Source organism: Streptomyces sp. NPDC001219 (genome assembly GCF_053597915.1).
Map to the genome: position 1 here is coordinate 16,631 of NZ_JBSFJF010000018.1, position 25,594 is coordinate 42,224.

24 protein-coding genes and 3 pseudogenes are annotated in these 25,594 nt (G+C 72.0%); 11 read left to right on the forward strand and 16 right to left on the reverse strand.

Annotation, left to right across the window (positions count from 1 at the left end; translation table 11 throughout):
• Window positions 1-28 precede the first annotated feature (28 nt).
• Window positions 29-481 carry a YybH family protein gene (locus ACWC9R_RS14275; RefSeq protein WP_450731539.1) on the forward strand — a complete coding sequence of 151 codons (453 nt, stop codon included), beginning with the start codon at window positions 29-31 and terminating at the stop codon, window positions 479-481.
• Window positions 482-511: 30 nt separating this feature from the next.
• Here ACWC9R_RS14275 and ACWC9R_RS14280 read toward each other — a convergent pair whose 3' ends face one another.
• The 5 genes from ACWC9R_RS14280 to ACWC9R_RS14300 form a co-directional block, all read right to left on the reverse strand.
• Window positions 512-874, reverse strand: a complete 363-nt coding sequence (locus ACWC9R_RS14280; protein ID WP_450731541.1) for a DUF4333 domain-containing protein — start codon at window positions 872-874, stop codon at window positions 512-514.
• A 5-nt stretch (window positions 875-879) separates the two neighbouring features.
• Entirely contained in the window at window positions 880-1,581 is a 702-nt protein-coding gene (locus tag ACWC9R_RS14285; RefSeq protein ID WP_450731543.1) for a hypothetical protein, read from the reverse strand.
• A gap of 177 nt (window positions 1,582-1,758) precedes the next feature.
• On the reverse strand, window positions 1,759-2,328 hold the full coding sequence (locus ACWC9R_RS14290; protein WP_450731545.1) for a histidine phosphatase family protein: 570 nt from the start codon (window positions 2,326-2,328) through the stop codon (window positions 1,759-1,761).
• Window positions 2,329-2,371: 43 nt separating this feature from the next.
• Window positions 2,372-2,824, reverse strand: a complete 453-nt coding sequence (locus tag ACWC9R_RS14295; protein ID WP_450731547.1) for a GNAT family N-acetyltransferase — start codon at window positions 2,822-2,824, stop codon at window positions 2,372-2,374.
• 198 nt (window positions 2,825-3,022) lie between these two features.
• Entirely contained in the window at window positions 3,023-4,525 is a 1,503-nt protein-coding gene (locus tag ACWC9R_RS14300) for an aminotransferase-like domain-containing protein (protein WP_450731549.1), read from the reverse strand.
• Between ACWC9R_RS14300 and ACWC9R_RS14305 the strand changes: the two genes are divergently transcribed.
• Together ACWC9R_RS14305 and ACWC9R_RS14310 are read left to right on the forward strand one after the other, a co-directional pair.
• Window positions 4,524-5,489 (forward strand): DMT family transporter, encoded by a 966-nt coding sequence (locus tag ACWC9R_RS14305; protein ID WP_450731551.1) that lies wholly within the window; start codon window positions 4,524-4,526, stop codon window positions 5,487-5,489. The two genes, ACWC9R_RS14300 and ACWC9R_RS14305, sit on opposite strands and share 2 nt — an antisense overlap.
• A 204-nt stretch (window positions 5,490-5,693) precedes the next feature.
• A complete protein-coding gene (locus ACWC9R_RS14310; protein ID WP_362613077.1) occupies window positions 5,694-5,903 on the forward strand; it encodes a DUF1918 domain-containing protein in 210 nt (69 codons plus the stop codon).
• A gap of 66 nt (window positions 5,904-5,969) precedes the next feature.
• On the opposite strand, the gene ACWC9R_RS14315 is transcribed toward ACWC9R_RS14310, so the two are convergent.
• Window positions 5,970-7,199 carry a glycoside hydrolase family 10 protein gene (locus ACWC9R_RS14315; RefSeq protein WP_450731554.1) on the reverse strand — a complete coding sequence of 410 codons (1,230 nt, stop codon included), beginning with the start codon at window positions 7,197-7,199 and terminating at the stop codon, window positions 5,970-5,972.
• Window positions 7,200-7,357: 158 nt separating this feature from the next.
• Between ACWC9R_RS14315 and ACWC9R_RS14320 the strand changes: the two genes are divergently transcribed.
• Both ACWC9R_RS14320 and ACWC9R_RS14325 read left to right on the forward strand, forming a co-directional pair.
• A complete protein-coding gene (locus ACWC9R_RS14320; RefSeq protein ID WP_450731556.1) occupies window positions 7,358-8,215 on the forward strand; it encodes a 3-hydroxybutyryl-CoA dehydrogenase in 858 nt (285 codons plus the stop codon).
• A 759-nt stretch (window positions 8,216-8,974) separates the two neighbouring features.
• Complete coding sequence (locus ACWC9R_RS14325; RefSeq protein WP_450731691.1) at window positions 8,975-9,319, forward strand: alpha-hydroxy-acid oxidizing protein; 345 nt, start codon at window positions 8,975-8,977, stop codon at window positions 9,317-9,319.
• 126 nt (window positions 9,320-9,445) lie between these two features.
• On the opposite strand, the gene ACWC9R_RS14330 is transcribed toward ACWC9R_RS14325, so the two are convergent.
• Window positions 9,446-10,054 (reverse strand): hypothetical protein, encoded by a 609-nt coding sequence (locus ACWC9R_RS14330; protein ID WP_450731558.1) that lies wholly within the window; start codon window positions 10,052-10,054, stop codon window positions 9,446-9,448.
• Window positions 10,055-10,966: 912 nt separating this feature from the next.
• Entirely contained in the window at window positions 10,967-11,254 is a 288-nt protein-coding gene (locus tag ACWC9R_RS14335) for an erythromycin esterase family protein (RefSeq protein ID WP_450731560.1), read from the reverse strand.
• A 472-nt stretch (window positions 11,255-11,726) separates the two neighbouring features.
• Between ACWC9R_RS14335 and ACWC9R_RS14340 the strand changes: the two genes are divergently transcribed.
• Window positions 11,727-11,936 (forward strand): DUF6243 family protein, encoded by a 210-nt coding sequence (locus ACWC9R_RS14340; protein ID WP_450731562.1) that lies wholly within the window; start codon window positions 11,727-11,729, stop codon window positions 11,934-11,936.
• A gap of 33 nt (window positions 11,937-11,969) precedes the next feature.
• Here ACWC9R_RS14340 and ACWC9R_RS14345 read toward each other — a convergent pair.
• The 3 genes and pseudogenes from ACWC9R_RS14345 to ACWC9R_RS14355 all read right to left on the reverse strand — a co-directional run.
• Window positions 11,970-12,437 (reverse strand): annotated as a pseudogene (locus ACWC9R_RS14345) (transposase family protein); the annotation flags it as partial.
• Complete coding sequence (locus ACWC9R_RS14350; protein WP_450731564.1) at window positions 12,410-13,567, reverse strand: ADP-ribosylglycohydrolase family protein; 1,158 nt, start codon at window positions 13,565-13,567, stop codon at window positions 12,410-12,412. The pseudogene ACWC9R_RS14345 and the gene ACWC9R_RS14350, both read right to left, overlap by 28 nt.
• A gap of 72 nt (window positions 13,568-13,639) precedes the next feature.
• The gene (locus ACWC9R_RS14355) at window positions 13,640-13,996 is read right to left on the reverse strand and encodes a hypothetical protein (RefSeq protein ID WP_450731566.1); all 357 of its coding nucleotides are present in this window, start codon (window positions 13,994-13,996) and stop codon (window positions 13,640-13,642) included.
• A gap of 319 nt (window positions 13,997-14,315) precedes the next feature.
• On the opposite strand from ACWC9R_RS14355, the pseudogene ACWC9R_RS14360 reads away from it, so the two are divergent.
• From ACWC9R_RS14360 to ACWC9R_RS14380, 5 genes and pseudogenes are all read left to right on the forward strand, one after another.
• Window positions 14,316-15,134, forward strand: a pseudogene (locus ACWC9R_RS14360) (IS5 family transposase).
• Between the two features lie 247 nt (window positions 15,135-15,381).
• Window positions 15,382-15,513, forward strand: a pseudogene (locus ACWC9R_RS14365) (3-hydroxyacyl-CoA dehydrogenase family protein); the annotation flags it as partial.
• Between the two features lie 241 nt (window positions 15,514-15,754).
• On the forward strand, window positions 15,755-16,396 hold the full coding sequence (locus tag ACWC9R_RS14370) for a hypothetical protein (RefSeq protein WP_450731568.1): 642 nt from the start codon (window positions 15,755-15,757) through the stop codon (window positions 16,394-16,396).
• Between the two features lie 238 nt (window positions 16,397-16,634).
• Window positions 16,635-17,348 (forward strand): hypothetical protein, encoded by a 714-nt coding sequence (locus tag ACWC9R_RS14375; RefSeq protein ID WP_450731570.1) that lies wholly within the window; start codon window positions 16,635-16,637, stop codon window positions 17,346-17,348.
• 355 nt (window positions 17,349-17,703) lie between these two features.
• A complete protein-coding gene (locus ACWC9R_RS14380; protein WP_362614837.1) occupies window positions 17,704-17,961 on the forward strand; it encodes a hypothetical protein in 258 nt (85 codons plus the stop codon).
• A 30-nt stretch (window positions 17,962-17,991) separates the two neighbouring features.
• Here ACWC9R_RS14380 and ACWC9R_RS14385 read toward each other — a convergent pair whose 3' ends face one another.
• From ACWC9R_RS14385 to pheS, 5 genes are all read right to left on the reverse strand, one after another.
• The gene (locus ACWC9R_RS14385; RefSeq protein WP_450731572.1) at window positions 17,992-18,522 is read right to left on the reverse strand and encodes an NUDIX domain-containing protein; all 531 of its coding nucleotides are present in this window, start codon (window positions 18,520-18,522) and stop codon (window positions 17,992-17,994) included.
• Between the two features lie 68 nt (window positions 18,523-18,590).
• Window positions 18,591-19,928 carry a transcriptional regulator gene (locus ACWC9R_RS14390; protein WP_450731574.1) on the reverse strand — a complete coding sequence of 446 codons (1,338 nt, stop codon included), beginning with the start codon at window positions 19,926-19,928 and terminating at the stop codon, window positions 18,591-18,593.
• Window positions 19,929-20,119: 191 nt separating this feature from the next.
• Entirely contained in the window at window positions 20,120-21,343 is a 1,224-nt protein-coding gene (locus tag ACWC9R_RS14395; protein ID WP_450731576.1) for a PP2C family protein-serine/threonine phosphatase, read from the reverse strand.
• Window positions 21,344-21,776: 433 nt separating this feature from the next.
• The gene (gene pheT / locus ACWC9R_RS14400) at window positions 21,777-24,302 is read right to left on the reverse strand and encodes a phenylalanine--tRNA ligase subunit beta (protein ID WP_450731578.1); all 2,526 of its coding nucleotides are present in this window, start codon (window positions 24,300-24,302) and stop codon (window positions 21,777-21,779) included.
• On the reverse strand, window positions 24,302-25,426 hold the full coding sequence (gene pheS / locus ACWC9R_RS14405; protein WP_450731580.1) for a phenylalanine--tRNA ligase subunit alpha: 1,125 nt from the start codon (window positions 25,424-25,426) through the stop codon (window positions 24,302-24,304). The genes pheT and pheS overlap by 1 nt, the downstream gene beginning before the upstream one ends.
• Window positions 25,427-25,594: the final 168 nt, after the last annotated feature.

The following is a 25,594-nucleotide window of genomic DNA, read 5'->3' on the forward strand; positions in this document are numbered from 1 at the left end:
CGGCGCCCGCCCGACGGGAGGATGACTCATGACCACCGACACCGCGCGCAGGACGGACGAGGCCCTGATCCAGGAGCTGCTGGCGGACCGGGCGGCCGCGACGAGGGAGCGGGACGCCCGGCGGTTCCTGGCGGCCTGTGCACCGGACCTCGTGGACTTCAGCCTCGCTCCCCCGCTCCAGTACAGGGGGCCCGAGGCACTGGACCAGCAGGCCCTGGATGCCTGGTACGCGACCTGGGAGGGGCCCGTCGAGGTGACGCAGACCCAGCTGGAGCTCACGGTCGGCGAGGACGTCGCGTTCGGCCACAGCATCAACCGGATGCGCGGTACGAAGACCGGCGGCTCCGAGGTGGAGCTGTGGAGCCGGGCCACCGTCGGCCTGCGCAAGACCGACGGCACCTGGAAGATCACCCATACCCATGACTCGGTCCCGTTCCTGATGGACGGGTCGGGGCTGGCCGCCCTGGACCTCAAGCCGTAGGGGGTGCCCGTCCCGGCGAGCCCGCGCCGGTCAGCGGTGCAGGGCGTGCCGCCGGTAGGTGACCAGGTTGTGGCGGACGCGGGTGACCTCGACGGTCAGCTGGCGGTCCAGGCCGATGGGGAAGTGCGCCGTACAGCGCACCGCGTCGTACCGCACGGGCCGCAGGTCGCCGGAGCAGTGCACCGCGTCGGGCCCGTTGCGGAAGGGCAGGGTGAGCTGGCCGCTGATCGTTCTGGCTATCTCGGTGCGCGGCACGGTGTGGGTGCCGCCGTCGACCTCGCTGGTGGCGTCGCGGTCGCGGAGCCGGGCCGCGGTCAGCGCGAGCAGGGCCGCCGCGGCGAGGGCCGTGAGGAGACCGAGGACCAGGGCGCGTCGTGGCGGCGAGGCGCTCACCGCCGTCAGCTCCGGTCGCCGCGGGCGCGCCGGCGGCGGACCAGGGCGCCCCCGCCTGCCGCGGCCAGCAGCGCCACTCCGCCGAGCGCGGTGGCCGCCCGGCCGGAGCCGGCCGCGCCGCCGAGGCCGGTGTCCGCGCCGCCCTGCGGCACGACCTCCTCGCCGTCACCGGAGACGACCATGGTGCCGGTCAGGGTCCTATGGCCGTCGCCGGAGCCCTTGCCGCGCCGTCCGCCGTCGGTGTCGCCGTCCTCCGTGCCGTAGGTCTCGCTCTGTTCCCCGGTGCCGGAACGGTCCGTTTCCAGGGCGCTCTGCCGGGCTCCGGACGCGCCGCCGCAGACGACGGTGACCCGGTACGAGCCGGGTGCGGTGCCCTCCGGCACGACCGCGCTGCCGCCCAGCCGGTCGCTCCGGGAGGACAGCTGCACCGCGGGGATGTCCGCGCCCTCGACGGTGGCCTCCGCGGAGTCGCCCCGGCAGGTGCCGCCGTCGTCGACGGAGAAGGCGCCGCCCGGGGCCACCGGGTCGGGCTCGACGACCACCGCGGGCGTGCCCTCCGCGGCGGGGGCGACGCCGGTGACGGCGTCGGTCACCGTCCCGGAGGCCCCGGTGGCGGCGTCCGCACCGTCGCCGTCACCGAAGAGCAGTACCGACACCGCCAGCGCGCCGGCCGCCAGAGCGTACAGAGGAATGTGGCGTATATGCATAGACACGAGAGAAGCGCCCGGCCCGGCGGTGCGCACCTCGATGAGGTCCGCCGCCCGGGCCCAACTGCGCGGAAGACGCCCGCCTTCCGCGTCTTTGTGCAGGTCAGGCGGGTGCGTACGCCCCGGACGGCGGAACCCTCCGGCTGGGCTTTCCGGGTGGTGCGCCCGGTGGCCCGCTCACGCCTCCAGCAGCAGGTCCCACTTGCCGGGCCGGCCGGTGAGGGTGGTCACCGACAGCGGCTGGACATCGATCCGCCAGTAGGCGTGCGGCGGCGCCTGGAGCACATAGACCAGGGCGGCGCGGACGACGGCGGGTTCGGCGACCGCGAGCAGCCCGGCGGCGTCGTCGGCCGGCCGGGTGTCGAGCCAGCCGCCGATCCGGGTGATGAACTCCAGCAGCGACTCGCCGCCGTGCGGCGCGGAGCGCGGATCGGCCAGCCAGGCCTCCACCCCGCGGGGTTCGGCGGCGGTCACCTCGCCCAGCGTGCGGCCGCGCCAGCGCCCCATGTCGCAGTCGCGCAGCGCCGGCTGGGCGAGCGGGCGCAGGCCCAGGGCCTCACCGGTCTGCCGGCAGCGGGCGGACGGCGAGCAGTAGCGGAGTTCGGCGGCGGCGAGCCGGCACAGGACGGGGGCGGCCCGCTCGGCCTCGTGCCAGCCCGCGGCGTCGAGCGGGCGGTCGTCGTCGAACCGCGTCTCCAGCAGCGTGGAGTTACGGACCGCGGCGAGCAGCTTGAGTCGAACGCTCATCCGGCGATGGTAAGAGCAGCACGGCCCGCGCGGACCCCGTTGATCAGATCCCGACAGGACCCGGATCGCCCAGGCCGAGGGTCATCCACTGCTCCGGGGACACCAGGGAGCGGAAGCCGACCTTCTCGTACACGCCGTGGGCGTCCTTGGTGGCGAGCGTCAGCCGGCTCAGCCCACAGGGCGCCAGACGGTCGGCGATGGCCTCGATCAGGGCGGTGCCCAGTCCCTTCCCGCGGTCGTCGCGGCAGATGTAGACGTCGCAGAGCCAGGCGAAGGTGGCCTGGTCGGTGACCACCCGGGCGTACCCGGCCTGGCGGCCGGAACCGGTGGCGTACAGACCGAAGTTGAGCGAGCCCGCGACGGCGCGGTCATGGAGTTCCCGGGGGCGGTCCACGGCCCAGTAGGCGTCGGTGGCGAGCCAGAAGTGGACCAGGTCGGCGTCCAGGCGGGCCGGGTCCGTGGAGATCTCGTAGCCGTCTAGGGCGTGATCAGTCATGCCGGGAGAGTCCCAGAAGGGCGGGGCCGGCGTCGAACCGGTATACGAGGCGCGGTCCGGGCGAGGGGCGGAGCGCGGCCGGGTGGGACGGGACGGGCGGGACGGGCGGTCCGGGCGGCGGTCCCGGGCGGTCCGGCCCGCGCTCCCCGGGGCTCCGGGCGTCGGTCCCCGGCCGGGCCGTTCCCCGCCCGCCGCCCGTCAGCGCACCGGTACGCCCAACTCCTCGCACGCCGTCCGGAGCCGGCGCACGCCCTCCGTGATCTCTCCGGTGCCGGACGCCGACGCGAAGCTCAGCCGCAGATAGGCCGCCGACGGCTCGGCGGCGAAGTACGGGCGGCCGCCCGCGACAGCGACGCCCGCCCGCAGCGCCGCCCCCGTCAGGGCCGCCTCCTCGGTCCCGTCCGGCAGCCGCAGCCAGAGGTGGAAGCCGCCGGGCGGGATGTACCGCCCGCCCGCGGCGTCCGGCCCGTACGCCGCGGGCGACCCCGGTGCGCGCCCGGCCAGCGCGGGCAGCTCCTGGTGCAGCGCGGCGGTCAGGGCGTTCCTGCGGGCGGTCAACTCCCCCGCGATCAGGCGCAGATGGCGGGGCCAGGCGGGCGATCCGACGAGTTCCAGGGCGGCCTCCTGCAGCGGCCGGGGCACGAAGAAGCTGTCGACGACCTGGATGGCGCGCAGCCGGTCGAGCACCGGCCCGCGGGCCGCCAGGGCACCCACCCGCAGATTGGCCGAGGTGGCCTTGGTCAGCGAGCGGACATGCACGACGGTGCCGTCCCGGTCGTCCGCGATCAGGGTCGGCGGGAGGGTGGGGGCGTCACCGTGGACCAGCAGCCGCGCGAAGTCGTCCTCGATCACGAAGGCGCCCGCCGCCCGCGCCACCCGCAGCACCTCGCGCCGCCGCTCCGCGGCGAGCACCGCACCGGTCGGGTTCTGGAACAGCGGCTGGCAGACGAACAGCCGGGCGCCACTGGCCCGGAAGGCGTCGGCGAGCAGATCCGTACGGACCCCGCCGGTGTCCACCGGCACCGGCACCGGCCGCAGCCCGGAGGCGCGGGCCACGGCCAGCATGCCCGGGTAGGTCGGGGACTCGACCAGCACCGGGGCGCCGGGCGCGGCGAGGGCCCGCAGTGCGGCGGTCAGCGCGCTCTGGCCGCCCGCGGTGACCAGGACGTCGCTGGCGGCGAGCGGGCCGCCGGCCCCGGCGATCTCCCGGGCGAACCAGGCCCGCAGCTCCGGCACGCCTTCGAGCGGCGGCCGCCCCCAGGCGCCCGGCCGGCGTCCGGCGCGGGCCAGCGCTGCGGCCAGGGCGCGTTCCGGCTGCAGATCGGAGTGCAGATAGCCGCCGTTGAGCTCGATGACGCCGGGGCCTGGGACGCCGAGCGTGGCCACCACGCCCGCGGCGTCGACGCTGCGCGGCACCTGGTCGCCGCCCGGCTCCGCGCTCAGCGTGATCTCCTGCCAGGAAGTGTCGACCGGCCGGGGCGCCTCCTCGCGCGGCTCGGCCCGGAAGGCCCCGGCACCGGGGCGGGTGGTCACCAGGCCCTCGGCGGCCAGCTCGGCGAGCGCCCGGGAGACGGTCACCGGACTCACCCGGTGCCGCTCCACCAGGGCACGACTCGATGGCAGCTTCTCTCCGGGAGAGTAGCGATTCAGCTCCGCACGGAGAATCGCGGCCAGTTCCGCCCCACTGCTACGCTCTTGCATGAGAGACAACGATAGCGCTACCGCGACGGCCACGATAGCGGTCCACACCCCGGCCACCGCCGGCCAGGACGCCCCGGCGGCCGCCGCCCCCGCGGCCCGCGGCCGCATGGTCAGCCGGGGCGCCCTGCTCGCCGCCCTCGGCGTGGCCTCCTTCTCGCTCACCTTCCCCGGGACCGCCTGGGCGCTGGAGGGCATGGGCCCCTGGACGGTGGTGATGCTGCGCAGCGTGCTCGCCGCCGTACTGGCCGGCGGCGCGCTCGCCGTCCTGCGGGTGCGTCTCCCCGAGCGGCGGCACTGGGCGGGCCTCGCGGTGGTCGCGGGCGGTGTCGTCCTCGGCTTCCCGCTGCTGACCACCCTCGCCCTCCAGACCTCCACCACCTCGCACGCGGCCGTCGTGGTCGGTCTGCTGCCGCTGACCACGGCCGCCTGCTCGGCCGTACGGACCGGGGTGCGGCCCTCCCGTACGTTCTGGGGCGCCTCGCTGGTCGGCGCCGCCGTCGCCATCGGCTTCGCGGTGCAGCAGAGCGGCGGGGCGCCGGGCCGCGGCGATCTGCTACTCTTCGCGGCGCTGCTGGTGTGCGCGGCCGGCTACACCGAGGGCGGCCGGCTGGCCCGCCACATGCCGGGCTGGCAGGTGATCGGCTGGGCGCTGGTCCTGGCGCTCCCGGTGACGGTGACGGGCGCCGTGGTGGCGCTGTCCACCGAGCCGCTGCGGCTGACCGCGCACGCGGTCGCCGGGCTGCTGTGGCTGGCGGTCGGCTCGCAGTTCCTCGGGCTGGTGGTCTGGTACCGCGGGATGGCCGCCATCGGCATCCACAAGGCGAGCCAGTTGCAGCTGGCCCAGCCGCTGCTGACGCTGGTCTGGTCCGTGCTGCTGCTGGGCGAGCGGCTCCCGCCGGCCGCTCCGGCGGCGGCGCTGGCGGTCCTGGCGTGCATCGTGGTCACCCAACGGGCCCGCGGGTGACCGGCCGGCCGCCGGAAGCGGACGAACCACCACTTACCGGGTGCAGCCCTCACGTACGGACGTAAACTTGCCGCGAAGGCAGTTACCGCCGTCCCGGGCTGCTCCAGGCCCGTGAACCGTTGAAACCGTTGGCCGTTCAACCGTTGGCCGTCACGCTGTCGGCCGAACCGGGCGCACGGCCGCCCCGAAGCGGGGAGGACCCTCATGCACGCAAGCAGGGGCGACCGGCTGGTGGTGCACGGCAGGACCGTCGGGCATCACGACCGGGTTGTCGAGATCATCGAGGTACTGGGCACGAACGGCGACCCGCCCTACCGTGTCCGTTCCGAGGACGGGCACGAGGCGATCATGTCGCCCGGCCCCGACTCCGTCGTCCGGCACGGCAAGACCACCGACGTGGACTCCCGCCGGTAACCGGACCCCGTACGCGGAACGCCCACCACGGCCGCGCGGACGCCCCCTCGCCCGCGCGGACCGCTCCTAGGGGCGTGCCGCGGCGGTGTAGTGGTCGCGTACGACCCGCGCCATCGCACCGGCCCGGTCCCTGGCCACCTCCTTCGCCGAGAAGTAGACATGGCCGCCCACCTGCGGATAGCGGCGGGCGAAGGTGAGGTGGCGGGAGAGTTCGGCCGGGTCCTTCCAGGCGGCGGGCTGGGTGTCACCCGCCTTGTAGAGGGCCTCGCCGATGTAGAGGTCCACATCGGTGCCGTCGACGGTCCGCGCCCACCACGGCACGAGTTCGGCGTAGTCGGCGGGCGTGGAACCGATCGGCCAGTAGACCTGCGGCACGATGTAGTCGAGCCAGCCCTCGCGCACCCAGCGGCGGGTGTCGGCGTACAGGTCGTCGTAGGTCTGCACCCCGGCCTTGGTGCGGGAGCCCTGTGGGTCGGTGCTCTGGTTGCGCCAGACCGCGAACGGGCTGACCCCGAACCGCACCGTGCGCCCGGACTCCTCGTTCCCGTCCCGGAGCTTGCCGGCCATCTCGCTCACCAGCCGGTCGATGTTGCCCCGCCGCCAGGCGGCCCGGTTCGCGAAGCCCTCGCCGTACTCCTCGAACGCCGCGTCGTCGTCGAAGCGCTGCCCGGCGACCGGATACGGATAGAAGTAGTCGTCGAAGTGCACCCCGTCGACGGAGTAGCGCCGCACCGCGTCGAGCATCGCGTCCTGGACGAACGCGCGGACCTCCGGCAGCCCGGGGTTGTAGTAGAGCTTGCCGCCGTACGGCAGGACCCACCCCGGGTGGCGGCGGGCCGGGTGGTCCGGGACGAGCCGGCCCGGGTCGGTGTGGTTGGCGACCCGGTACGGGTTGAACCAGGCGTGCAGTTCGAGATCGCGCCGGTGCGCCTCGCGGACCGCGAAGTCCAGCGGGTCCCAGCCGGGGTCACGGCCCTGCTGCCCGGTCAGGTACTGCGCCCAGGGCTCGAACGACGACGGCCACAGGGCGTCCGCGGTGGGCCGCACCTGGAAGAACACCGTGTTGAGCCGGCGGGCGACGGCGGTGTCGAAGTGGGCGCGCAGTTCCCGCTGTTGCTCGGCGGGCCCGAGCTTCGCGCTGGAGGGCCAGTCGAGGTTGGCGACGGTCGCCAGCCACATCCCGCGCAGCTCGCGCCGCGGCGCCCCGCGCGCGGCCGCCGCCGCCCCCGTGGCCAGCAGTGAGGAGGCCGCGCCCAGCGCGGCCGCGGCGAAGGTCCTGCGAGTGATCCGTCTCATCAAAAGTCCCCAGGTTGTCCGGTTCGTCCCTCCTGAGGGCTCAGAATGCCCGCCCCGGCAGCGCTGGCCCAGCACCGCGCGGAGTAACGTCGGGGTCGAGGCGGGTGCCGGACCCTTACGGCGTACCGCCGGTCCTGAAGATCAGCGAAAGGCACGATGTGACCGACATCCAACGCGTCGGAGTGGTCGGCTGCGGCCAGATGGGCGCAGGCATCGCCGAGGTGTGCGCCCGCGCCGGACTGGACGTCATGGCCGCCGAGACCACCGGCGAGGCTCTGGAACTGGGTCGCACCCGTTTGACCAACTCCCTCGGCAAGGCCGCCGAACGCGGCAAGATCACCGTCGCGGAGCGCGACGCGACGCTCGGCCGCCTCAGCTTCACCACCGACCTCGGGGAGTTCGCCGACCGCGATCTCGTCATCGAGGCCGTGGTGGAGAACGAGCAGGTCAAGACGGAGATCTTTCAGGTCCTCGACCAGGTGATCACCCGTCCGGACGCCATCCTGGCCTCCAACACCTCGTCGATCCCGCTGGTGAAGCTGGCCGTCGCCACCTCCCGCCCCGACCAGGTCATCGGAATCCACTTCTTCAACCCGGCGCCGGTGCAGAAGCTCGTCGAGCTGATCCCGGCACTGACCACCGCCGAGGAGACCATCAAGCGCTCCGAGGCGCTGGTGCAGGACGTGCTGGGCAAGCACGCGATCCGCGCCCAGGACCGCTCGGGCTTCGTCGTGAACGCGCTGCTCATCCCGTACCTGCTCTCCGCGATCCGGATGTTCGAGTCGGGCATCGCCAGCCGCGAGGACATCGACAACGGCATGGAGCTGGGCTGCGCCCACCCGATGGGCCCGCTCAAGCTGAGCGACCTGATCGGCCTGGACACCGTGGCCTCGGTCGCCGAGTCGATGTACCACGAGTACAAGGAGCCGCTCTACGCCGCTCCCCCGCTGCTCGCCCGCATGGTCGACGCGGGGCGGCTGGGCCGGAAGTCCGGGTCGGGGTTCTACGCGTACTAGTGCTTCTGACGATGCCGCCAACTGGCGCTGCTCCAGGGTGTATCCACTCGGAGCAGCGCCAGCAGCAGGCCTGTAGGCGGGTGGACTCTCGCGACGCCCGCCAGCTCCTCGGCCGCACGTGACCGCCTGGTCAATGTGAACTGCGCAGGACGCACCCTGGCGAGCGCCATCGGCCCACAGGAAACCGCCCTGACCTGGGGCTTCGCACCCTTCGAAGCTGTCAGGGCCTTTCCCGCTCACTCAGCGGAAAATCCCTGGAAAGTCCCTGGGACAGAGCTGAAAGTCCCTGAGGAATCCCTGCCGGCGTCGGTTGGCCTAGTGGGCAGCGGTGGTGCGCTGAAGGGGAATCCTCCCCGGAACGGTGGCGCGGCCAAGCAACCTCCACAACGACATCCTGCCCGTCGGGCTGAGCAGTGCATATCGGCTGGCGACGAACCACCTTGTAGACGGTGCGGGTGAGATATACGGCTGGTGCCAGGCCCTCGGTCCGCTGCCCGGCAGCGTCGAGGCCGCCATCGGGGCCGGGGGCGTCGGCCACAGCTTGCTTGGCCTGACCGGGCTTTCATCGGTGCAGAAGCTCACGACGCGAGACCGGAGCCTTGACGATCGGCCAGCCGGCTTGGGCAGCATGAATGCAGTTCAGCCTTGGCAAGGGAACACCTTCTGCGCCGTAGCTTCTCCCGCCATGGCTCTGCAGGCGGCGGGGTCTGTTTGAGTCGGGCGGTGTGGTCGCCAGAGGAGGGCCCCGCCCCCTGAAAGCTGTCCCGTAAGGCGGTCTGGACCTCCAACCACGGCGGCCGACAGCTGGACGGCACGGCCGCGACGGCCCGGGCTCTACGACCGGTCGCCGACACCCTGGCGGGCACAGGCACCGAACTCTACGTCCACGGCGGTATCCGCAACGGGCGGCACGCGCTCACCGCCCTCGCGCTGGGAGCCACGGCGGTATTCGTCGGTCGGCCGACGCTGTGGGCGCTGACCGTCGGTGGAGCCGCTGGGGTACAACGGCTGCTCACCGAGCTCACCGCGGAGCTGGCCCATGCCATGGCCCTGGCGGGCGCACCGGGCATTTCCTCCCTCGCCCGCGACCTTGTCTCCGACTGAGGGCCAACGGCACTTCAGCGTTCGTGAGTTATTTCCGACGGCTTCCTGGACCGCTCAGGGGTCGACCGGGGCCGGCGCATGCGTTCTCGGCGTCCTCTCAGGCCGAGGCCGAGAGGTAACGCCGCCTCAGATGGTCGGGGTGTCGTCAACAATCGGCCTGTGAATTTCAACGACCGGCTTCCACCCCGCGGAGAACTCGATGAAGTCCGCACGGGTGGGGTAGGTGTCGACCGCGCGACGGTCACGCTTGGGGCTGTCGCCCCCCTTGCGCCCCCGGGGAATCTGCTCCTCGAAGATGTCGACCTTCACGTCGGGAACCTCCTTGAGTCCCTGGCGCCAGATCTGCACGACGTCGGCGCCGAAGGCCTGCCGGGCCGCAGCGTAAAGGGCCGTGAGGGCCCCCTTGTCCCCACTAGGGACGAAAAGCGCCAGGTCCAGCACGACACCGGCGGACTGGAGGACCTCGATGGTCACCGGGCCGTTCTCGTCTGCCAAGTAGATTCCGGCTTCATTCTCGTCGTCGGGAAGGCAGGAGACCTCTTCCTGGAATACGGTTCTCGCCGTGACCAAGCCACCCTCGAAATCTTCACCGGACTTGGTCAGAAAAGCAGGGACATAGCAGTCGGGAAGCTTGAGTTCTGCCGTTTCGGCGGAAATGAAGAGCCTGTCTTTCACGCCGAGCTTCGTCACCTCTTCCAGCGAGAGGCGGCGAGCGGCGATCTTCTCCGTGTTCACGATTTCCCTTTCAGGTTGCATTGTCCCTCGAACAAGGACGCTACCACGAAACGCCGAGGTCAACTGCCCAGCAATCTTTGGGTAGATGGCCTCCGATGACCTGCCCGGGAGGATACCGAAGCGAGTGCCACTCGACCGGGAACACGCATCCGCCAGGCAGTGTCCCTCGTCATGCTGTTAGGGATCAACTGGCGGCCGCATCTCGGCGCGTTGGATAGCACGGAGGAACCAAAAGAGAGCTTACGGCGGATATCACCCATATCACCTTCGGGGAGGTGGCGGCGCAGTAAGGCGATCCATTCGTCGCGCATCTCGAAGAGCGCGGCGGAAGCCAACCGGATGGTCCGGCAACGCAACAACGGAGACCCCAACCGGCAACATCTGGATGAAGCGCGAACTGGAAGTCGCGTACGACCGCGCCCGGGAGCCGAACCCATCTCTCAGCCCAGCAATGGGCGTGATCCAGGTACAGCGCGTATTGGGAGGACGTCCACCGCCCGCCCGGGTCCCAAGCCAACTCGGGCACGAGGGCGTTGAGCGCCTTGACGACATGGCGCCGGCCCATCGGGAGCGCGGTGAGTCCGCCGGCGAACTCCGAAGAAAACGCTGTCTTGTGGATGTGGTTGTCGTGTGCCGCGAGGACGATCCGGGTCCCCGGTCGGCGTGGTTAAGGTGCCAGCCTACGGATTCGGCCATGAACCTCGCCTACCGACAGGCCCGCCGTCAGGCGCCGGCCGGACAGCAGGGCATTCATTGCCTGGAACATGTAGTCGGTGTGGCAGGCCGCTTCCACTCGGCGCCGGGCGATGTCGAAGCGGCGTCGAAGCGGCTCTGGCTGCTGCGAGATACGGAGAGCGGTTCGGCGGCGCGCAGCCGCAGCAACAGCCGCGCCAGGACGGCAGTCAGTTCGTTCTACTCGGCGGCCGGAAGGCCGGCCCACGCGGGCCCGGCCGCAGCGCCGGAGCCGCATCCCTTGAGGAACCGGTCGCTCACCTCCAGGACCGTATCGACGAGGCGGAGCGCGTCGGGGTCCACCTCGCGCAAGTAGTCGGCCACCGGCTCCAGGGCGGGCCGTAGCGCCCCGCCGACCTCAGGGGCGTTGATTCCGGCGAACCGCAACGGGTGCTTGCTGGTGCGGTTGTGGTGGCGGAGCCAGTGCATGAGGTCCGCGGCGCCCCACTTGGCGGCGGACTGGCTCACTGTCGCCAGATCGCCGTCGTATCCCTCGCCTTGCAGCCCGCCTCGTGAGCCCTTGCGCAGGCGGGCGGCCCGGCTGTCGGCCTTCTCCGGGATCGTGTGCCGGATGCCCCGTTCGCGCAGTTAGGCGCGACACGGCCCGTTGCTGTAGGCGTTGTCGGCGGCCAGGCTGTCGGGCTTCTTGCGGGGCCCGCCCGGACCGATCCGGGGGACACGGATCTTCTCCAGCAGCTGGCCCGTGGATACCCGGGCGTTCCGACCCGGGCGCCGGCTGCGGACGCGGGGAGTGCCGCCAGGGCGGCGAAAGACTTGGTGTGCGGGGCCGACGGAACCGGGTAATGTCTTTGTCATGTTCTTCCAGACGCCGATTTACGAGTGAGAGCGTGATGGGCCCCTGCTGACGTCCTTCGACGTCGCCGCGCCCGTCCCTCACCGATGAATCCGTAGATCACTTCACATCATTCCGGGAGAACCCGTGAGCAAGAACATCAACAACCCCGTGGGCATGGGCGGCGGCCAGCGCAAGAAGCTGTCCCGCACCGAACGGCAGAACAACGGTCCGCACCGCAACCTCGACCGCCAGGGGGCCGCCGACCAGAAGGCGGAGCTGGTGCGCAAGATGCGCGAGAAGGCAGGCGCAGCTGAGGGCGCCGGGCAGACGGGCGACGACACCGCACAGGACTGACGCACCGCCGCCGCAGCGCGGCACCGCACGGGGCAGTGGCCAGCCCGGGCGATTGCGGTGCGGGACGACGAGGCCAGTATTGGTGTACGCGCCGTCGCCGAGCACGGTCCGGCCCGCGGCGTGCTCGGCCAGGCCGGACTCCCGCCACACACGGCATCGGCCCTGTCGCCCGGCACGGGCCCGGCGGCGGCGATCACCAGCCTCGTGTCCGCATCGATGATGACCTGCACGTTCGCCGAGAACCGGTAGTTGCGGGAGGAAGCACCGACGCTCCGGTCCCGGACCGGGATCAACTTGCCATCCACGATCCGCAGCCGTTCCGCCACGTCAGTGGGACGCCTTGCCGACTCAAGGGCAAGGAGAGGACTCAGCCTCTGGATGACCCGACACGGTCGCCGATGAGCATCCGAACAACGGCGCGAGCTGCCGCATCGTGAGATTCGTGCGGTAGTACACGGCCACCAGAAGCGGCGTCAGCTCCTCGGGTAGCGCCCGGGGGCGAAGAACGACTCGTTGTACGGCTGGTGGGTGAGGGGGTGGAACGCCGCCGAGAAGTCGTCGGCCAGCTCGGTGATCGTGCCACGGCCCTCGACGGCGGTGAGCCAGGACGGGGGGAGGGCGAGGTCGCCGTGGTGGGCGCCGAGGAGGTTGCCGCAGATGGATCCCGTGGAGTCGCTGTCACCGGAGTGGTTGACGGAGAGCAGGAAGGCTGACTCAACGCGCGTGCGCCGGGGTGCCGGGTCGGCGGGGCGGGCGAGGGCACAGTAGACGGCGATGGCCAGGGCCTCCTCGGCGATCCAGCCTCCGCCGAGGGTTTCGACCTTCTCGGGGGTCGCTGTGCCGTCGGCAGCCAGGTCGACCGCCTTGCGGAGGGCGGCCGTCGTCTCCTCGTGGCCGGGATAGCCGGCGAGGAGTTCCATCGAGCGCAGCACGGCGCCTTCGAGGGAGTCGCCGTCCAGTAGGTGTCCGATCATGGCGGCGAAGGCACCGGCCGCGTAGTAGCCGGTGGGATGGCCATGGGTGATCTGGGCGCAGCGGGCGGCGAATTCGAAGGCCCGGCGAACGGGCATGCCGGTGAGGCCGAAGGGAGCCGAGCGCATGACCGTGCCGCAGCCCTTGGAGTCGGGGTTGACCGGCCCCGGCGCTCCGAGTTCGCCGAGCGTGTCGGGGATGTGCTCGTAGCGGAGGCCGGAGACGCAGGCGTTGCCGGGGGCACGGCGGGCGTAGAGCCAGGTCTGCTGGCGCAGCCAGCCGGTGCGGACGAGGGCGAGTTCGGCCGGCGGCGCGGGGTGGTTCTGGGTGTCGAGCCAGCGCAGATAGGCGTTCCGCACGAGGACGGGCCCGGCGGAGCTGAAGCCGTTGCCGGTGGCGGGGCCGTAGCGGGCGTAGGCGCGGATGAGGCCTTCCGCGGTGAAGAGGGTCATCTGGGTGTCATCGGAGACCTGGCCGAGGACGACGCCGCCGACCGGCAGGAAGCCGGTGACCCCGGACGGCCCGTAGCCGTTGCGGATCGAGGCCAGCGGCTGGAACTCGATCGGGTATCCCAGGGCGTCGCCTATCGCCCCGCCCAGAAGACAGCCACGGACACGGGCATGGCGGGCGACGATGTCGCCCCACGACTGACTGTTCAAGCCGGTTCCCTCACTTGATGGTTGTGCTCATGGTCATTGCGTCGATCGGTCGCGTGGTCGGAGCCTTCCGGCTCAGAAGATCCAGGCCAGGCAGAGGCTGAGCGCCGCACCACCGGCGCCGCCCAGGACCAGCCGCTTCATCCAGGCACTCGCGCGGGTTCCGGCGATCAACCGGCCCACGGCCACGGCCTGTCCCCTGCTCGGCAGGATGCCGGTCGCGGCGAACGGGGATCGATACCCCAGCGCGGCGACGATCCAGCCGAGGAAGAACAGCGCGCACCAGCGCCAGATCTCGCCGAAGCCGGTGGCGAGGTAGCCGCTCACGGTCTGCTGGACGGGGATGCGGTCGCCCCGTTCGCGGTCTGCCGTGATGGTCGCCTCGTGATCGACGGTCGTTCCGTCGTCTGCGCGGAGGGTGCCGGCGCACACCGTCTTGTCGCTGTGGTGACGGCTTCCGTGGTCGATCCAGCAGCGCTCGACCGTGAGCGTGCCGTGACGACCGACGAGGCCCGCTGCGTGCGTCGAGTTGTACCGAGAGAAGCCGGCGCAGAGAGCAGCGCCAGAAAGAAGAAGAGGCCGCCGAAGAGACGCCCTTTCACACTCGGCGCGGGCATCGAGACGAACGGATGCGGCGTCCCCAGTCCTGACTCCAGCATGGCGCTACCACCCCCTCCACTCCGGCTGCTCCCGTGATCGCTCACCTTACTCAGACCGTGTCCTATGTGGTGAGGCGGACGTTGGCCTGTGTATGGGGCGGGGTACGTGGAGTTGGATTGTTCCGGACGGTCTGTGGGAGATCGCGAAGCCGTTGATCCCGCCGTCGAAGGTGCGGTCGCAGGGTGGTGGGACCCAGGACACGCCTGATGAAACGGTGTTCGCGGCCATCATCTACGTGCTGGTCAGTGGCTGTTCCTGGCGTGCGTTGCCGCCATGCTTCGGGATATCGAAGTCGACCGCCCACCGCCGGTTTCTGACCTGGTCGCGGGCCGGCGTGTGGGGCCGGCTGCACGAGGCGATCCTGCACCGGCTCGACGATGCCAGCTTGATCGACGTCTCCCGCGTGGTCCTGGACTCCGCCCACGTCAGGGCCAAAAAGGGGGCGAACTCACAGGTCCGAGCCCCGTGGACCGGGGCAAGCCGGGTTCCAGGATGCACATCCTGTCGGACGCGAACGGACTGCCCTTGGTCGTCGGCGTCTCGGCGGGGAACACCCACGACAGCCAAGGGCTGAAGCCGATGGTCGAGGGTCACCAAACGAGACGCGACCCTCACCGCGGCCGCTAACTTCAAACCCGAGCGCCTGCACGCCGACAAGGCGTATGACAGACCCGACCTGCGGACATGGCTGCGTGGTAAGCGGATTGGAGTGCGGATCGCCCGCAAGGGCATCGAGTCCAGCGAACGGTTAGGGCGGCGTAGAGGGGTGATCGAGCGCACCATGTCGTGGCGGTCGGGCTACCGCAGACTCAGCCCCCGCTACGCACGCGACCACCGCAACGACCTGGCCTTTCTCGGACTCGCCGCCGCCATCTGCTGCTACAAGCGATACGTCCGCCTCACCACATAGGACACGGTCTTACGCGAGCACCCCGTTGGAGGCCGGCGAGTCGATCCTCAGCGTGTCGGAGTGGCTTGGGCATGCCTCACCGCAGACCACCTTGAAGCACTACGCCCACGTCATGCCCGAGGCGGGCAAGCGGGGCATTGCCGCCATGGATGAATGGTTCGGTCAAGATCCACAGCCGAAATGTCCCTGAAAAGTCCCTGGACACTCCGCACACCTCACACGGGTCCTGAATTAGCAGGTCAGAGCGGTAGCCACATACACTGACGGCATGTACCACGAGTACGAGGAGCCCCTGTACGCCGCTCCCCCGCTGCTCGCGCGGATGGTCGACGCGTGGCGGCTGGGGCGGAAGTCCGGTTCGGGGTTCTACGCGTACTGAGGGGACGCGACCGCACCGCCAAGTGGCACTGTTCCAGGCCGAGTTCATTCTGGAACAGCGCCGACGTCCGGTCCGCCCCGGGTGGCTCCCGGCCCCCGCCGGACCCCCTTCCGCACGCCCTCGGACGACGGACGCGCGGAAGGTCCCGGACGTCGGCCCTTGCGGGTCATATCCCCAACAAGCCCGTCGCTCCCGCCCCTGAAGCACCGCCCGCCAGTCAACTGCCCGAAAGATGGACCCGATGAGTGGCCACCAGGTCCCCGACCGTTTCGACATCCTCGCCTTCAACCGCGGCCAGCAGGCCTACGCCGTCCTGCGCTGGGCGGGCGAAAGCTACGATTTCACCGTGACCGCCGACGGCCCTTGGGGGCATGTCACCGGCAGAGCGGAGGACTGCTTCGAGGCGCTCACCCGCATCCGCGAGCAGATCGAACCCCAGGGGTGGCTCCTGGGTGTCAACGGCTCGCGTCGCGACACCTGGCCCTCCGGGATGTGCCGTGATACGGGGGGTTTCCTCGTCTGCTGGCTCAGGCCAGGCCTTCGCCCCACCCGCGCCGATCTCATCCAGACATTCCACCCCGCACCCCCCGAGACGCTGGCCACTGTCGCCGAGCAGATCGCCTTCGAAAAGTGGTGGAGCCAGTCGCTGGACGCCCCGCCCAGCCCAGCCCCCGCCGTTCCCCCGGTCACCGAGGCGCTGCGCGCCCAGGCCGCACAGCAGCGCGGCGGCTACGTGTACGCGATCGACCCGCACTTCGACCCCAACGGCGCCGTCCCCCCGCACGGCATCATCGGCGGCTGGTCCGTCGACAGCTCCGGCCGGCTCGTTTCCTTCACGCACAACCCGAACTACCGCAAGTCCGGTCCGGGCTTCCACCCGTAGTGAGCCCCGCTTCTTCCGACGCCCCGCCGGGACCCCCGGCGGGGCGTCGCGTTCCGGGCCCGTCTCCTGCCTCAGGAGGCGGGCCCGGCTGCTTGCGCAGCGGCGCGTCCGGGCTCCCGCCGTGTGCCCACATCCCGCTGTGCACGATCTAGTTGACGATGTATCCCTTTTCCGGTCTCAAGCGTCTCACTTGTGAAAGGACCACCACACTCCCCCCACAACTACATACGGAGGCCCCATGCACAAGGCCCTGCCCCTGGCCGCGGCCCTCGCGGTGTGCGCGCTCGCCGCCGCGCCCGCCCCGGCGGCGACACCCGCCCGGGCGGCGAAGCTCACCACCCAGGGCACCGGGTGGAAGCTCACGACCCGGTTGGGCGTCACCAGCCTCAGCCCCGGCCGTCAGTACACGATCACGTTCGCCACGGCCGCCCTGGAGGCCCGCTACACGCCCTATCTGACGGCCGCGGTGTCGCAGGCGAAAGCGGCCGGTCTGAAGCTCGCCCTCGGCGGCGTCGAACCCGTCAACCCGGCGAAGTGCGGGCCCGTGGGGCACATCCAGTACACCGAGATGTACCGGCCGCTCGGCCGCGCCGGCTACAGCCAGGGGATGCCGTGCCCCTTCCCGTCCCGGGGCGTCGGCACCGGCGGCATCGTCGCCATCGACTCCGAGTACTGGGACGGCACCTGGCCGATGCCCGCGTACAAGCTGCGGAACACCCTGGTGCACGAGCCGTTCCACGCGCTCGGCCTCGACCACCCCAACGTGGACCGCGACAAGGACGGCAAGGCCGCCGACTACGAATGTGTGGCCGCCCCCTCCGGCGAGACCCCGGTCATGTGCTCGCCCAACGGCGGCTACCGGACCGCCACCGGTAGGGGCCGCCTCACCGGCTTCGACCTCAACGGACTCAAGGCCCTCCTGGCCAACGCCCGCGCCCAGGGCATCAAGTAGGCGGGGCCTGGCCCGTGCCGGTCCGCGCGGGCCGTCCGCCCGCCGCTCGGGGGAGAAACCGGCGGGCGGACCCCGGGCCGGCGGGCGCCCGTCCGCCGGCGTCGGCCCCCGTGGCACCTCCGAGTCAACCCCCGCGCGGGCGTGTACGGGAGCGTGTGAAGCGCGTGGGTCGGAGTGCGCGGTTCACACCCCGTGCGAACGGCCGCCGGGCCGTCACCCCGTGTCACTTCGCACGGGGTGTGAACCGCAGACCCGGATCGCCCCGCCGCACACGCTCCCGCCCGTCCCCGCAGCGCAGTTGACTGAGGGCCGTACGCACACCGGAGCCACCGACCGAGGAATTGAGGAGCGGACCGTGACCGCCCACCCCGAACCCGATCTGGTAGCCGCCGACTTAGCCGAGCTGAGACGTCTGCTCGACGTCCGCAGCGCCCGCGTCGACGGCCACCTCGCGCTGCTCGCCCAGCGCTCCGAGCAGTACGAGCGTGACGCGGACGAGGTGCACGCCCGCGTCACGCGGCTGGAGAGTACCCGCTGGCCGCTGCCGTCCCTCGCCGCGCTCACGGGGCTCGCGGCGCTGGGGGTGGCGCTGTGGCAGGCCCTGGGCCGGTGACCGCGGACCACGGTCACCGGCCGGTTCCGGTCAGCCCAGCCGGAGGTGGTGCAGCATCAGCAGCGCGGCGGCCATGTTGGCGGCCGGCACCTCCCCCCGCGCCACCATGTCGGGCACCAGCTTCAGCGGCACCCACTCCCGCCGCTCGGACTCGAAACCGTCCTGGGGCGGGCCGGTGTACGTGCCCTCCTCGGACCAGTAGATGTGATGCCGCGCGTCGGTGAGGCCGTTGGAGGGCTCCACCGTGAGGAGGTGGTGGAGGGGTCCCGGGCGCCACCCGGTCTCCTCCTCCATCTCGCGCGCGGCCGCCGCCGCGGGGTCCTCACCGTCCTCGACGACCCCGGCGGCCAGCTCCCAGCCCCAGGTGTCGGTGATGAAGCGGTGCCGCCACAACAGCAGCACCTCGTGGGCCTCGTTGACCACGGTGGCCGCGGCGACGGGCCGCATCCGGATCAGATAGTGGTCCAGGTGCCGGCCGTCCGGCAGTTCCACATCGGCCAGGTTGACCCGGAACCAGGGATTCGCATAGACGGGCTTCTCGCTGAGATTGTTCCAACGCACGTAACTGCCACCTTCCGCTGTAGGGCCGGCAAGGTGACACGAGCCCGGACAGGGGCGTGTCCGACGCCCTACAGCGGCACGCGCAGCACCTCGTCGATGAGATCGGCAGCCTCGTCCGTCGCGGAGCTCCCGGTCTCCGCCAGATGTTCGCGCACCGCCCGCAGCCGGTCCCGCAGCCGATGCGACTCCATACCCCGAGCCTGCTCGGTCATCTGCGCGGCATTGGCCACGGCCCGGTCCGCATCGCCTTGACGCAGCTCGATATGGGTGAGCATGGCCAGCCGGTGGACCCGGCCGCGGTCGTGTGCGGGGGTGTCCACGGCGGCGTCCGCCTGTTCCCGGGCGGCCCGTAAGTCCCCCAGGCTGAGCAGCGCCTCCGCCACCTGTACGTTCACCAGGCCGGGCTGGACATAGCCCGTCTCCGCCGGTTCGAGACCGGGCCGGATGCGCTCCGCGGCCGCCTCCGCCCGCCGGATGCACGACAGCGCGCCCGCGCCGTCGCCGAGCCGGGCGTAGGCCTTGGCCTGCATCGCGTGGAGGTCCGCGGAGAGCGCCGCGGTGATCTGCGGGCCCGCGGCCCGCAGCGCCGCCTCCGCGAAGGCGACCGCCTGGCGGTGTTCCCGTACGAAGAGGGACTGGTTGACCAGCAGCGCGATGACATACGCGCCGAGGCCGCGGTCCCCGCTGGCCTTGGCCAGCCGCAGCGCCTGATGGAAGTAGCGCTGGGCCAGCCCGAGAGCGTCCGAGTCGTACGCGCAGATGCCGGCGACCGCGACCAGCCCGCCGGTCGCCCGGTGGAGCTGACGCCCCGTCGCATCGCTGTAGCTGCCCCGCAGCAGCGGCGCCGCCTCGGCGTTGAGGAATCCCACGATGCGTGCTCTGGTAGCGATACCACCCGCCTTCCGGTACATCGTCTCGTAGTGCGTCCGCGCGGTGCGCAGCATCTCGATGTCGGCCCTGCCGACCCGGGTCAGCCCGTCGCGCGAGACGTCGGAGTCCTCCGGCGGGTTCTCCCACTCCCATACGGGGATGACCGCCGAGGTGCCGGTGAGCGCCGGTGCGTCGAGGATGTGCGGCCGCTGCTGCTCGTCGGACCGCCACAGCGCGGTGGCCCGCTCGACGAAGCCGGAGAGCGGGGTGTCGTCGGCCCGCCGCGCCCCCGGACCGCTGAAGCCGATGTCGGCGAGCCCGACCGGCCGGTGCAGCCGTTCGCCCAGGATCTCGCAGATCAGGTCGGGCACCTGCCCCCGCGGCCGCTGCCCCTTCAACCACCGGGCCACCGCGGTGTGTTCGTACCGCAGCGCCAGACCGCGGCTCCGGCCGAGCCGGTTGATCCGCGCGGCGAGTCCCGCATGCGAGATGCCGGACTCGTCGAGCATCGCGTCCAGCAGGGTGTTGGGCTCCATACCGGCCTCCCGGTGAGCCGGACCGGTCCACGGACCGCCCGCTCATGGCCTCGTCGACAGGACCACTCCGTCAGTGACCACTCCGTCAGTTGAGCGTAGTGAACGCCCCCTCACACGGGGTGTGAAGGGGCGTGCGGCCACCACGGCGCCGACCGGCCGGTCCCCGCCCGGTGTACGGGCGCCGGGCCCGGCTATTCGGCCCATCCCGCCGCCGCCCCACCCGGCCCCGGACCGGTCGCCTGGGCCGGCACCCGCACCCGGTCGTTGCTCAGCATCAGCAGCGCCACATCGTCCGTCAGCCGGCCGCCCGCGTGCCGGAGCAGTGCCGTCCGCACCCTCCCGACCACCCCCGCCGGCGAGGGCCCGCACGGGGCCACGGCCGCCTCGACACTGCTGCGCAGCTCCTGGGTCAGCGGAAAGAACGCCCCGGCCGCGTCCCGCGCGTCGGCCGCCCCGTCGGTGTGCAGGAACAGCCCCTCACCGGGCCGCAGCCGCCCGCAGCGCACCGCGGACAGCTCCTCCGGCAGCGGGAAGAGCCCCAGCGGCGGCATCGGATCGGCCGGGGCGACCGGCGCGACCGCCCGGCAGCCGATCCGATAGGGCCACGGATGCCCGCAGTTGAGCGCCGTGACGGACCCGTCCCGGGCCACCTCCACCAGCAGCAGCGTCACGAACTCCTCCGCGAGCGGGCTCCCCGCCCCGTCGCCGGACACCGGCCGCTCGGCGTGGGCCCGCTCCCGCAGGTGCCGCGCGTGCGAGCGCTCCATCCGGCGCAGCACCTCACCCAGTTCGGGCTCGTCGTGCGCCACCTCGCGGAAGCTGCCGAGCATCGCCGCGACCGTGCCCATGGCGTCGAGCCCGTGCCCGCGCACATCCCCGATCACCGCCCGGACCCCGTGCCGGGTCCCCACGACCTCGTACAGGTCCCCGCCGACCACGGCCCCCTCGCTCGCGGAGAGATGGTCGGCGGCCAGCAGCACCCCGTCGATCCGGCGCGGTAACGGCCGCAGCAGGACGCGTTGTGCGGCGGCGGCGACCTCCCGGGTCCGCTCCAGCTCGCGGAGCAGCCGCAGCCGCCGCCCGGCCGTCAGATAGCTGGCACCGATCACCGTGAGGATCGCCCCGCAGGTCACCAGGCGGGTGCCCGGCCCCGCCCCGCGGTCCACCCCGCCGATCGGCACCAGGGCGAGCAGCGCGCACAGCCCGCCGAGCAGCACACACTGGCGGCGGCCGGTGCCCGCGCAGGCGATGGCCGGTGCGGCGGCGAGGAGTGGCAGCAGCCGGCCGCTGGTCGGATCGCCCAGCTCCCAGGCCACCACGCCGAGCACCCACAGGCCGGGCAGGACGAAGACGAAGGCGCGCCGGGCACGGACCGCCCCGGCGGGCGCTCCGCCCCTCGCCCGGTGTCGGATCATGCCGATGGTCCTCCCAGGGCCTCTCGTTCGGATCGTGCCGGGCTCGCCCGCCCCCTGACCGCGCCCCGCGGCGTGGTCGCCGGCCGCCGGGGCTCCGCTCGCCGGTCCGGTGCGCTCCGGACGGCAGAACCCGGCCGGTGGACCCCCAGGTCACGAGCGGGTCGGTCCGGGCCGCTGCCGCGGTCACACAGGGCCCCGACGACCCGGCCGATTCTTGCGACGTTCCGTGTCCATGCGACGACGATCCGTACACCATCACCCGATGGAGTGATGGCGTACGGATCTGATCGTCGCCCTGGGGCCCCCGGCCGTCCCTCTCCCCCACGGAACCCGCCCGCCGCACACCGGAAACGGTGAGGGCGCGGACGGTCTGCACCGTCCGCGCCCTCACCCCGCACCACGCCGTCACGGCGGTCGCGGGCCGTGCCCACGCTCAGCCGCGCAGCACCGCTCCGGTCCGCGCCACGGCCGCCTCGACCGCCGCGTCACGGGCCGCCGAGGCCTCCTCGGCGGTCAGCGTCCGGTCGGCGGCGCGGAAGCGCAGCGCGTACGCCAGCGACTTCTTGCCCGCACCGATCTGCTCACCGGTGAAGACGTCGAACAGCCGCAGCGACTCCAGCAGTTCACCCGCGCCGTCGCGCAGCGCGCCCTCGACGTCCGCCGCCGGGACACCGGCGTCGACCACGAGCGCCACGTCCTGCGTCGCGACCGGGAAGGCCGAGATCTTCGGGGCGCGGAGCGGTCCGGTGCCGGCCTGCTCCAGCCGGTCCAGGTCGATCTCCATCGCGCAGGTGCGCTCCGGCAGGGCCAGCGTCTTGTTGACGCGAGGGTGCAGCTCACCGGCGTTGCCGACGAGGATCTCCTCGCCGTCGACGAGGGCGAGCAGCGCCGCACAGCGGCCCGGGTGGAACGGGGCGTGCTGGTCCTGGCGGACGATCAGCTCGACCCCCGCCTCCCGTGCGACCGTACGGCCCGCCTCGATGGCGTCCGCCCAGATCGCCGGGCGGGCGCCGCCCCACCAGCCGTCCTGCTCGCGCCCGCCGGCCAGCACCACGGCGGCGCGCCGCGGCTGCTGCGGCAGCGAGGCGTCCAGCGAGGCGATCTCGTCGTCGGTCGGCCGGCGGTCGACGACCAGCCGGCTGGCCGGCTGCTCGTCCCCGGTCGCCCGGAAGACCGGTCCGGTCTCGAACAGCGCCAGGTCGTGGGTGCCCCGGCCGTAGTTGCGGCGCAGTGCGTTCAGCAGACCCGGGATCAGCGTCGTGCGGAGGTCGGGCTCCTCGTCGGAGAGCGGGTTGACGAGGGTGACGGCCGTGCGGCGCGGGTCGTCCGGCTCGATGCCGAGCTGGTCGAGCACGTGCGAGCCGGTGAACGGGTAGTTCAGGGCCTCGACGTAGCCCGCGCCGGCCAGCGCCCGGCCGACCCGGCGGTGCAGCCGCTGACGCTCGGTCAGCCCGCGGCCGGCCGGCGGCTTCGGGAGGGTGGAGGGCAGGTTCTCGTAGCCCTCCAGCCGGATGACCTCTTCGGCCAGGTCGTTCGGCTCGCTGAGGTCCGGCCGCCAGGACGGCACGGTCACGACCAGCTCGTCCTGGCCGTAGGCGTCGCAGCCGACCTGCTGGAGGCGGCGGACGACGGTCTCCCGGCCGTAGGCGACACCGGCGACCTTGTCCGGGTGGTCGGCGGAGAGGGTGATCGTGCGCGGCCCGCGGGGCGTGACGACCTCGGTGACGCCGTCCCCTGCGGTGCCGCCCGCGAGCAGCACCAGCAGGTCGACGGTGCGCTGCGCCGCGGCGGATGCGGCCTCCGGGTCCACCCCGCGCTCGAAGCGCTTGGCGGCCTCCGAGGACAGCTTGTGCCGGCGGGCCGTACGGGCGATCGAGAGCGCGTCGAAGTGCGCGGCCTCGATCACGACGTCGGTGGTGCCGCGCTGCTCGCCGGTCTCCGGGTCGGTGACCCCGCCCGCGATCTCGGTGTTGGCGCCGCCCATGACACCCGCGAGGCCGATCGGCCCGCGGTTGTCGGTGATGACCAGGTCGGCGGCGTCCAGCACCCGCTTGGTGCCGTCCAGCGTGGTCAGCTTCTCGCCCGCGGTCGCCCGGCGGACGCCGATCGGGCCGTCGACGCTGGTGCGGTCGTAGGCGTGCAGCGGCTGGCCGAGCTCCAGCATCACGTAGTTGGTGATGTCGACGGCCAGCGAGACCGGACGCATCCCGGCCTTCTGGAGGCGGCGCTGCATCCACAGCGGGGTGCGCGCGCCGGGCTCCAGGCCAGTGACCGTACGGGCGGTGAAGCGGTCGCAGCCCAGCGGGTCGGAGACCTGGACGGGGTAGCCGGAGGAGTTCGGCGGCGGCACGTCCAGCAGCGCCGGGTCACGCAGCGGCAGGCCGTACGCGGTGGCGGCCTCGCGGGCCACCCCGCGCATCGACAGGCAGTAGCCGCGGTCCGGGGTGACGGCGATGTCCAGCACCTCGTCGACGAGCTCCAGCAGCTCGATCGCGTCGGTGCCGACCTCGTACTCCGGCGGCAGCACGATGATGCCGTGCGTACCGTCGTCGCCCATGCCCAGCTCGTCGCCGGAGCAGATCATGCCGTGCGACTTCTTGCCGTACGTCTTGCGCGCGGCGATCTTGAAGTCGCCGGGCAGCACGGCGCCGGGGAGGACCACCACGACCTTGTCGCCGACGGCGAAGTTCCGCGCGCCGCAGACGATTTCCTGGGGCTCGCCGGTGCCGTTGGCCTGGCCGACGTCGACCGTGCAGAAGCGGATCGGCTTCTTGAAGCCCTCCAGCTCCTCGATGGTCAGCACCTGGCCCACGACGAGCGGACCCTTGAGGCCCTCGCCGAGGCGCTCGACGGTCTCGACCTCCAGGCCGACGGCGATGAGCTTGGCCTGTACGTCACGGCCGGTCTCCGTCGCCGGCAGGTCGACGTACTCCCGCAGCCAAGAAAGCGGGACCCGCATCAGATCTCCATCCCGAACGGCCGGGTGAACCGGACGTCGCCTTCGAACATGTCACGCATGTCTTCCACGTTGTGCCGGAACATCAGCATCCGGTCGATGCCGAACCCGAAGGCGAAGCCGCTGTACTTCTCGGGGTCGACGCCGCAGGCGATGAGCACCTTGGGGTTGACCATTCCGCAGCCGCCCAGCTCGATCCAGCCCTCGCTGGAGCAGGTGCGGCAGGGACGGTCGGGGTTGCCCACGGACGCGCCACGGCAGACGTAGCAGACCATGTCCATCTCGGCGGACGGCTCGGTGAACGGGAAGTAGTTCGGCCGCAGCCGGGTCTTCATGTCCGGGCCGAAGAGCGCCCGGACCATGTGGTCGAGGGTTCCCTTGAGGTCGGCCATGGTCAGGCCCTCGTCGACGGCCAGCAGCTCGATCTGGTGGAAGACCGGGGAGTGCGTGGCGTCCAGCTCGTCGGTGCGGTAGACCCGCCCCGGGCAGACGACGTAGACCGGCGGCTCGCGGTCGACGAGCGTACGGGCCTGCACCGGCGAGGTGTGGGTACGCAGCACGACGCCGGACTCATCGCCCTCGGTGCCATTGCCCTGCACGAAGAAGGTGTCCTGCATCTGGCGCGCCGGGTGGTCGGGCACGAAGTTCAGGGCGTCGAAGTTGAACCACTCCGCCTCGACCTCGGGGCCCTCGGCGACCTCGTAGCCCATGGCCACGAAGACGTCCGCGACCCGCTCCATGAAGGTGGTCAGCGGGTGCCGGGCGCCGGCCGGGGTGCGGTCGTAGGGCAGCGTGACGTCCACCGCCTCCTCGACCAGCACGCGGGCGTCGCGCTCCGCCTCCAGCTCCTCCTGGCGGACCTTGAGCGCCTGGTTCACCCGGCCACGGGCCTGGCCGACGCGCTTGCCGGCGTCCGCCTTGGCGTGCGGGGGCAGGGCGCCGATCTCCCGGTTGGCGAGGGCGAGCGGCGAGCGGTCGCCGGTGTGCGCGACCTTCACCTCACGCAGCGCCTCCAGATCGCCCGCGGCGGCGATGGCGGCCAGCGCCTCGTCCAGCCGGGCGGCGATCTCTTCCGGTTTCAGGGCTTCGACCTCGACAGGGTCGTACGACTTATTGGGTGCGGACATCTCTTCCCGTGCTTCCGGTGGACTGGCTTGGCTTGGCTCGCGTCGCCTCGGCTGTTCGATCACAAACGTCGATGACGAACGTCGATCACGAACGTGGGATGCCGAGCCCGCGTGTGCCCGCGATGCCTGTGCGCCAAAGGTGCCAAAGGTCAAGTCTAAGGGGGACGG